The sequence below is a fragment of the Pseudomonas tehranensis genome (assembly GCF_014268615.1).
In the GTDB taxonomy this organism is placed as follows: Bacteria; Pseudomonadota; Gammaproteobacteria; order Pseudomonadales; family Pseudomonadaceae; genus Aquipseudomonas; species Aquipseudomonas tehranensis.
In genome coordinates this window covers 1-6,194 of the sequence record NZ_JABWQV010000271.1, presented here as the reverse complement: position 1 = coordinate 6,194, position 6,194 = coordinate 1, and the positions used below count along the sequence as shown (strand labels likewise).

Annotated in this window: 6 protein-coding genes; all 6 read left to right on the top strand. The window is 61.6% G+C overall.

Going from position 1 to position 6,194, the window contains the following annotated elements; genetic code table 11:
* Positions 1 to 166: 166 nt before the first annotated feature.
* The 6 genes from HU811_RS23740 (at position 167) to HU811_RS23715 (ending at position 6,141) form a co-directional block, all read left to right on the top strand.
* Positions 167 to 790 carry a CDP-alcohol phosphatidyltransferase family protein gene (locus HU811_RS23740; RefSeq protein ID WP_186658399.1) on the top strand — a complete coding sequence of 208 codons (624 nt, stop codon included), beginning with the start codon at positions 167 to 169 and terminating at the stop codon, positions 788 to 790.
* Between the two features lie 10 nt (positions 791 to 800).
* Positions 801 to 2,558: a bifunctional alpha/beta hydrolase/class I SAM-dependent methyltransferase gene (locus tag HU811_RS23735; RefSeq protein ID WP_186658398.1), complete on the top strand. Its 1,758-nt coding sequence runs from the start codon at positions 801 to 803 to the stop codon at positions 2,556 to 2,558.
* Positions 2,558 to 3,901, top strand: coding sequence for a phosphatase PAP2/dual specificity phosphatase family protein (locus HU811_RS23730; protein ID WP_186658397.1), 1,344 nt, complete (start codon positions 2,558 to 2,560; stop codon positions 3,899 to 3,901). The genes HU811_RS23735 and HU811_RS23730 overlap by 1 nt, the downstream gene beginning before the upstream one ends.
* Positions 3,891 to 4,352 (top strand): hypothetical protein, encoded by a 462-nt coding sequence (locus HU811_RS23725; RefSeq protein ID WP_186658393.1) that lies wholly within the window; start codon positions 3,891 to 3,893, stop codon positions 4,350 to 4,352. Before HU811_RS23730 ends, HU811_RS23725 begins: the two co-directional genes overlap by 11 nt.
* A gap of 234 nt (positions 4,353 to 4,586) precedes the next feature.
* Positions 4,587 to 5,207 (top strand): lysophospholipid acyltransferase family protein, encoded by a 621-nt coding sequence (locus HU811_RS23720; protein ID WP_092394723.1) that lies wholly within the window; start codon positions 4,587 to 4,589, stop codon positions 5,205 to 5,207.
* Position 5,208: 1 nt separating this feature from the next.
* A complete protein-coding gene (locus HU811_RS23715) occupies positions 5,209 to 6,141 on the top strand; it encodes a phosphatidate cytidylyltransferase (RefSeq protein WP_092394726.1) in 933 nt (310 codons plus the stop codon).
* Positions 6,142 to 6,194 lie beyond the last annotated feature (53 nt).

Genomic DNA, 6,194 nt, shown 5'->3' with positions numbered 1-6,194 from the left:
CGCGAGCAAGCCCGCTCCCACAGGGGTTCTTTATCCACCGGTAGATTCGTTGCCAGATGTGCCGACCCGCGCGCATTCTGGAGAATTACCCCTCCGGCCAAACCCCAACTATCGTAATCTCGCAGCTGAACAAGCCCAGCCCCTTAACGGCCGAGATTCCCTTCCCATGCCTTCCATTTACCAGCTCAAACCCGCCTTCCAGAACCTGCTGCGCCCGGTGGTCCAGTGTCTTTACGACAAGGGCGTCACGGCCAATCAGGTCACCTTGCTCGCCGGCATTGTCTCGGTGTTGGTGGGGGCCGTGGTTGCGTGGTTTGCCAGTCATCCTTGGGTGTTCATCCTGGTGCCGATCTGGATGCTTTTGCGCATGGCGTTGAATGCGGTGGATGGCATGTTGGCCCGGGAGTTCGGCCAGCAATCGCCTCTGGGCGCCTACCTCAATGAGCTATGCGATATCATCGCCGACGCTGCCTTGATCCTGCCTTTTGCCTTGTTTGCCGATGCCAGTCTGTTGCTGGTGTTGTTGGTCACGCTGTTGGCGTTGTTCAGCGAATACGCCGGTGTGCTGGGGGCGATGGTGGGGGCTTCACGGCGCTATGACGGGCCGATGGGCAAGAGTGATCGCGCCTTTGTGTTGGGCGTGTTGGCGACCGGGATTGCCGTGGGTTGGCTCGGCGCCGGGTGGGTGGATGGTGTGATGGCGGTGGTGGCCGCCCTGCTGGTTTATACCTTGGTCAATCGGGTGCGTCATGGCCTGAATCAAGTGACGGAAAACGCTCCCTCAGCATAAGGAAGTTGCAATGCGTGAAGCCCAGAAACTGACGTTTACCACCTTTGACGGCGTGGACTTGTTTTACCGGCACTGGCCGGCCGTCGCTGCGGCGCCGGGTGAGCCCCGTCAGGCGGTGTTGTTGTTTCATCGCGGCCATGAGCACTCCGGGCGCATTGCCCATCTGGTGGATGAACTGGATTTACCCGGCTTCGACTTTTTTGCCTGGGATGCACGCGGCCATGGCCAGTCGCCGGGGGCACGCGGCGACAGTCCGAGCTTTGCCACCAGCGCGCGGGATGTGCAGACCTTTTGCGATCACATCGGCGCAACGCACCAGATCGACGAGCAGAACATCGCCGTGGTGGCGCAGAGTGTCGGGGCGGTGATCGCGTCGACCTGGGTTCACGATTACGCCCCGCGCATTCGCTCGCTGGTGCTGGCGTCGCCGGCGTTCAAGGTCAAGCTTTACGTGCCTTTCGCTCGCCCGGGCCTGGCGCTGATGCGCCGGTTTCGCGGCAACTTTTTCGTCAACAGTTACGTCAAGGCGAAATTCCTCAGCCATGACCCGGAGCGGGTGGCGTCCTACGACAGCGATCCGCTGATCACCAAGGCGATTTCGGTGAATGTGCTGCTGGGCCTGTATGAAGCGGCCGACCGGGTAGTGGCCGATGCCCAGGCGATTCAGGTGCCGACGCAGTTGTTGATTTCCGGTTCCGACTTTGTGGTGCAGCGCAAACCCCAGGAGCAGTTCTTCGAGCGGCTGGGCAGTGTGCACAAGGAGAAACACATTCTGCCGGGGTTCTTCCACGACACCCTCGGCGAGAAGAACCGTGCGCCGGCCATCGCCAGTGCCCGCCGGTTCATTCTGCAAAACTTTGCCCGCCCGCTGGACCGCCCTTCCCTGCTGGACGCCGATCGCCTGGGCGCGACGTGCGCCGAGTCCGAAGCCTTGGCAACGCCGTTGCCACACAATTCGTTGCGCGATCTGTATTGGCGCATGACCCGCGCCAGCATGCGTTTTGGCAGCAAGTTGTCGGCTGGAGTGAAGCTGGGTTTCGACACCGGCTTCGACTCCGGCAGCACGCTGGATTACGTCTACCGCAATCGCCCCACCGGCACCTCGGCCCTGGGGCGGATGATTGACCAAAACTACCTTAACTCCATCGGCTGGCGCGGGATTCGTCAGCGCAAGTTGCACGTCGAGGAGCTGCTGCGCCTGGCCATGGGCACGTTGCGCGAGCAGGACCGTGAAGTGCGCATTGTCGACATCGCCGCCGGCCATGGCCGTTACATTCTCGAAGCGCTGCAAGGCGTCAGTCCGCTGCCGGAGTCGATCCTGCTGCGCGATTACAGCGACATCAACGTGCGTGATGGCAGTGCGTTGATCCTCGAAAAAGGACTGGGCGATATCGCGCAATTCGTCAAAGGTGACGCCTTTGATCGCTCGGATCTGGCGGCGCTGGCACCGAAACCGACGCTTGCGGTGGTGTCCGGTTTGTATGAGTTGTTTGCCGATAATCAGATGGTCAGTGACTCCCTTGCCGGCCTGGCCGAAGCGGTGGAACCCGGCGGGTTCCTGGTCTACACCGGGCAGCCGTGGCACCCGCAACTGGAGCTGATCGCCCGCGCCCTCACCAGCCACCGCGCCGGACAGGCCTGGGTAATGCGCCGACGCACGCAAGCGGAGATGGATCAACTGGTCGAAGCGGCGGGCTTTCGCAAGATCACCTTGCGGGTCGATGAGTGGGGCATCTTCAGCGTTTCGCTGGCTCAGCGCGTGCAGTGATGAGCGCCGTCATCGCCCCCGCTCGCGAGCCCGGCCTGCTGAAACCGGCGGTGCTGTGGCTGTTGTTGTTGGCGCCGTTGTTTTTCAGCACGTATGGCTTCGCCACTTGGGTGACGTCCCAACGGGATGACGTGGGCAGTCTGGTGTTCGGTTGGGAAAGCCAGATGCCGTTCATGGCCTGGACCATCGTGCCCTATTGGTCGATTGATCTGCTGTACGGCCTGTCGCTGCTGTTGCCCAGCAGCCGCGAAGAACTCAAACGCCACGCCTTGCGTCTGCTCACGGCCCAGGCGATTGCGGTCAGTTGTTTTCTGCTCTGGCCGTTGCGTTTCACCTTCGCCCGACCGGAAATGGATGGGCTGTTCGGTTGGCTGTTCGACGTGCTGGCGGGGTTCGACAAGCCGTTCAATCAGGCGCCATCGCTGCACATCGCGTTGTTGGTGGTGCTGTGGGTGTGTTATCAGCGGCATCTGTCAGGGCTCTGGCGTTGGCTGATGCACGGTTGGTTCGCGCTGATTGGTGTGTCGGTGCTGACCACCTATCAACATCACTTTATTGACCTGCCCACCGGTGCGCTGGCCGGGTGGTTGTGTGTCTGGTTGTGGCCGCTGGATCGCCCCAGCCCGCTGAAAACAGCGCGATTGAGCGCAGACCCGGCGCGTCTGCGATTGGCTTTGCGCTATGGTTTAGGGGCTGCGGTGTTTTTCATTCCGGCGTTTGCCTGGGGTGGCGCGTGGCTCTGGTTGATCTGGCCGGCGGTGGCGCTGCTGATGGTGGCACTCAATTACCTGGCATTCGGTGCGAGCGGGTTTCAGAAACGTGAAGATGGCCGGCTGAGCCCAGCGGTGCGCTGGTTGTTGGCGCCCTATCTGGCGGCGGCGTGGATCAATTCGCGATGCTGGACGCGCAAGCATCCACAGGCGGATCAGGTGGCCGATAACGTCTGGCTGGGGCGCATTCCCACGCCGGTGGAATTGAAGGACAGTGCGTTTAACGGCGTGCTCGACCTTTGCGCCGAAATGTCCATGGACAGCACCGGCATCGCCTATCGCACGTTGCCGGTGCTTGACCTGACCGCGCCCAGTGCCGAGCAGTGCCTGGAGGCTGCACGGATGATCGAGAACCTGCGTCAGCATGGGCCGCTGCTGGTCTGCTGCGCCTTGGGTTATTCGCGCAGCGCCAGCGCCGTGGCCGCGTGGTTGTTGCACACTGGCCGGGCCGCCAGCGTCGATGCGGCCATTGTCCAAATCCAGCGGGCCCGCCCGCACGTTGTTTTGCATCCAGCGCACCGTCGGGCGTTGGAACGGTTATCCACAAGCACGAGGAATGACCATGATCAGTGATATGGAACTCCACACCGTGGCGAGCCTGTTGCGCCGAGGTCACTCGCTGGATCAGCTCTCCACCGGGCTGACACTGCTGGCGGCGCTGCTGGGGCTGGCGCAGTTTTTGGTCGGCAGCGTCAATCCGTGGCTGCTGTGCTTTAGCGTCGTGATATTCACCTTTGGCGTGCTGCAAAAATACTGGGCGCAACGCGTGGCGTTTGATGCCGACCTGTTCCAGCGCATGGCGGACAGCACCCAATCGCTGGCCGAACGAACCTATACATTGGATCAAGCCCTCACCGCCCTCGGCCTGCAACCGGTCGAACGCAGCGGTCGTCTCTGGACCGAGCGCCGGCATGGCGCGTTGCTACTGCTGCGTCGGCAGTCGTTGTTGCTGGCCACGCAAGTGGTCTTGACGCTGGGCTTCATTCTGGCCAGTCCCTGGTTAGCCTTTTCAGACGTCAGATAGTTTTAAAGTTAACGAATACCGGACGGCAAGCGATTACTGTGGCGAGGGAGCTTGCTCCCGCTGGGCTGCGAAGCAGCCCCTGAGCCAGACGCTGCGGTGTGTCAGTTAGAAGTGGCATTCAGCTTGGAGGGGGCTGCTGCGCAGCCCAGCGGGAGCAAGCTCCCTCGCCACAGTGAATTGGTCAGCTGTTAAAGATTGCGTCACTACCCGAGCTTCTCAGGACAAGGAATCCTCATGTTCGAACCCGTGGTCGCCAGCCTCATCACCTCCGCCGCCCGCATGGTCACGGGGGCTCGCAGCCTGTGGCTCGGTTGCGCGCCGCAACCGGTGCAGCGGATCTACTTCGCCAATCACAGCAGCCACGGCGACTTCGTGCTGCTGTGGGCCTCGTTACCGCCGGCGCTGCGCAAGCTGACCCGGCCGGTGGCGGGCGCCGATTATTGGCAGACCAGCCCGCTGCGCCGCTACATCATCAACCGGGTGTTCAACGGTGTGCTGGTGGACCGCGAGCGCAAGGACCCTTCGCATAATCCGTTGCAGCCGATGCTCGACGCCCTGGAAAACGGCGACTCGTTGATCATCTTCCCCGAGGGGACGCGCAACCCGGAGGACGGCCTGCTGCCGTTCAAGAGCGGGATCTATCACTTGATGAAAAGCCACCCCGAGGTCGAGGTGATTCCGGTGTGGATCGCCAACCTCAACCGCGTCATGCCCAAGGGCCGCGTATTGCCTCTGCCGTTGTTGTGCACCACCAGTTTCGGCGCGCCGCTGTGCATCGAAGAAGATGAAAGCAAAGCGCAATTTCTTGAACGCAGCCGCGCCGCGCTGCTGGCCCTGGCCCCGGAGCACGTCTGACATGGATAGACATACCCTGATGTTGTTTGGCGGGATCGGCGCGATTCTGCTGCTGGCCTCGGTGATTGGTTTCATTCTCAAGTGGCGCACCAAAGGCGCGCCGAATTCGGTCATCGATAACCTCAACGCGCGGATCAACGCCTGGTGGGTGATGGTGCTGGTGATCGGCACAGCGTTCTGGCTGGGCAACGCGGCAGTCATCCTGTTGTTCTACGCCGTGTCGTTTTATGCACTGCGGGAATTCCTGACCCTGACACCGACCCGGCGCAGCGACTATCCGGCCTTGGTGGCGGCGTTTTACCTGGCGCTGCCGCTGCAATACCTGCTGATTTATTTTGATTGGTACGGGCTGTTTTCGATCTTTATCCCGGTGTACGTGTTCCTGCTGCTGCCGATCCTCGCGTCCCTGGGCGGCGACAGCACGCACTTTCTGGAGCGCGCTTCCAAGGTCCAGTGGGGGCTGATGATCGCGGTGTTCTGCATCTCGTTCGTGCCGGCGCTGCTGACGTTGGACATCGCTGGTTTTGAAGGGCGCAACCTGCTGCTGATCGCTTACCTGGTGATCGTGGTGCAGCTGTCGGATGTGCTGCAGTACGTGTGCGGCAAGTTGTTCGGCAAACACAAGATCGCCCCAAACCTGTCGCCGTCGAAAACCGTCGAGGGTTTTGTCGGCGGCATTCTGCTGGCTTCGCTGATCGGTGGCGCGTTGTGGTGGATTACGCCCTTCAATCCCTGGCAGTCGTTTCTCATTGCCTTGCTGATCAACCTGCTGGGGTTTGCCGGTGGGATCGTCATGTCGGCCATCAAGCGTGACCGTGGCGTGAAGGATTGGGGGCACATGATCGAAGGCCACGGCGGCATGCTGGATCGGCTGGATTCGGTCTGCTTCGCCGCACCGATTTTCTTTCATCTGGTGCGCTATTGGTGGACCTGAAAACGTCTGGGTACACGCATTAACCTGTGGGAGCGGGCTTGCTCGCGAAGACG

Bases quoted from the DNA above. Each gene is read 5' to 3' on its own strand.
- HU811_RS23740 (WP_186658399.1), top strand. From the start codon at position 167: ATGCCTTCCATTTACCAGCTCAAACCCGCCTTCCAGAACCTGCTGCGC.
- HU811_RS23735 (WP_186658398.1), top strand. From the start codon at position 801: ATGCGTGAAGCCCAGAAACTGACGTTTACCACCTTTGACGGCGTGGAC.
- HU811_RS23730 (WP_186658397.1), top strand. From the start codon at position 2,558: ATGAGCGCCGTCATCGCCCCCGCTCGCGAGCCCGGCCTGCTGAAACCG.
- HU811_RS23725 (WP_186658393.1), top strand. From the start codon at position 3,891: ATGATCAGTGATATGGAACTCCACACCGTGGCGAGCCTGTTGCGCCGA.
- HU811_RS23720 (WP_092394723.1), top strand. From the start codon at position 4,587: ATGTTCGAACCCGTGGTCGCCAGCCTCATCACCTCCGCCGCCCGCATG.
- HU811_RS23715 (WP_092394726.1), top strand. From the start codon at position 5,209: ATGGATAGACATACCCTGATGTTGTTTGGCGGGATCGGCGCGATTCTG.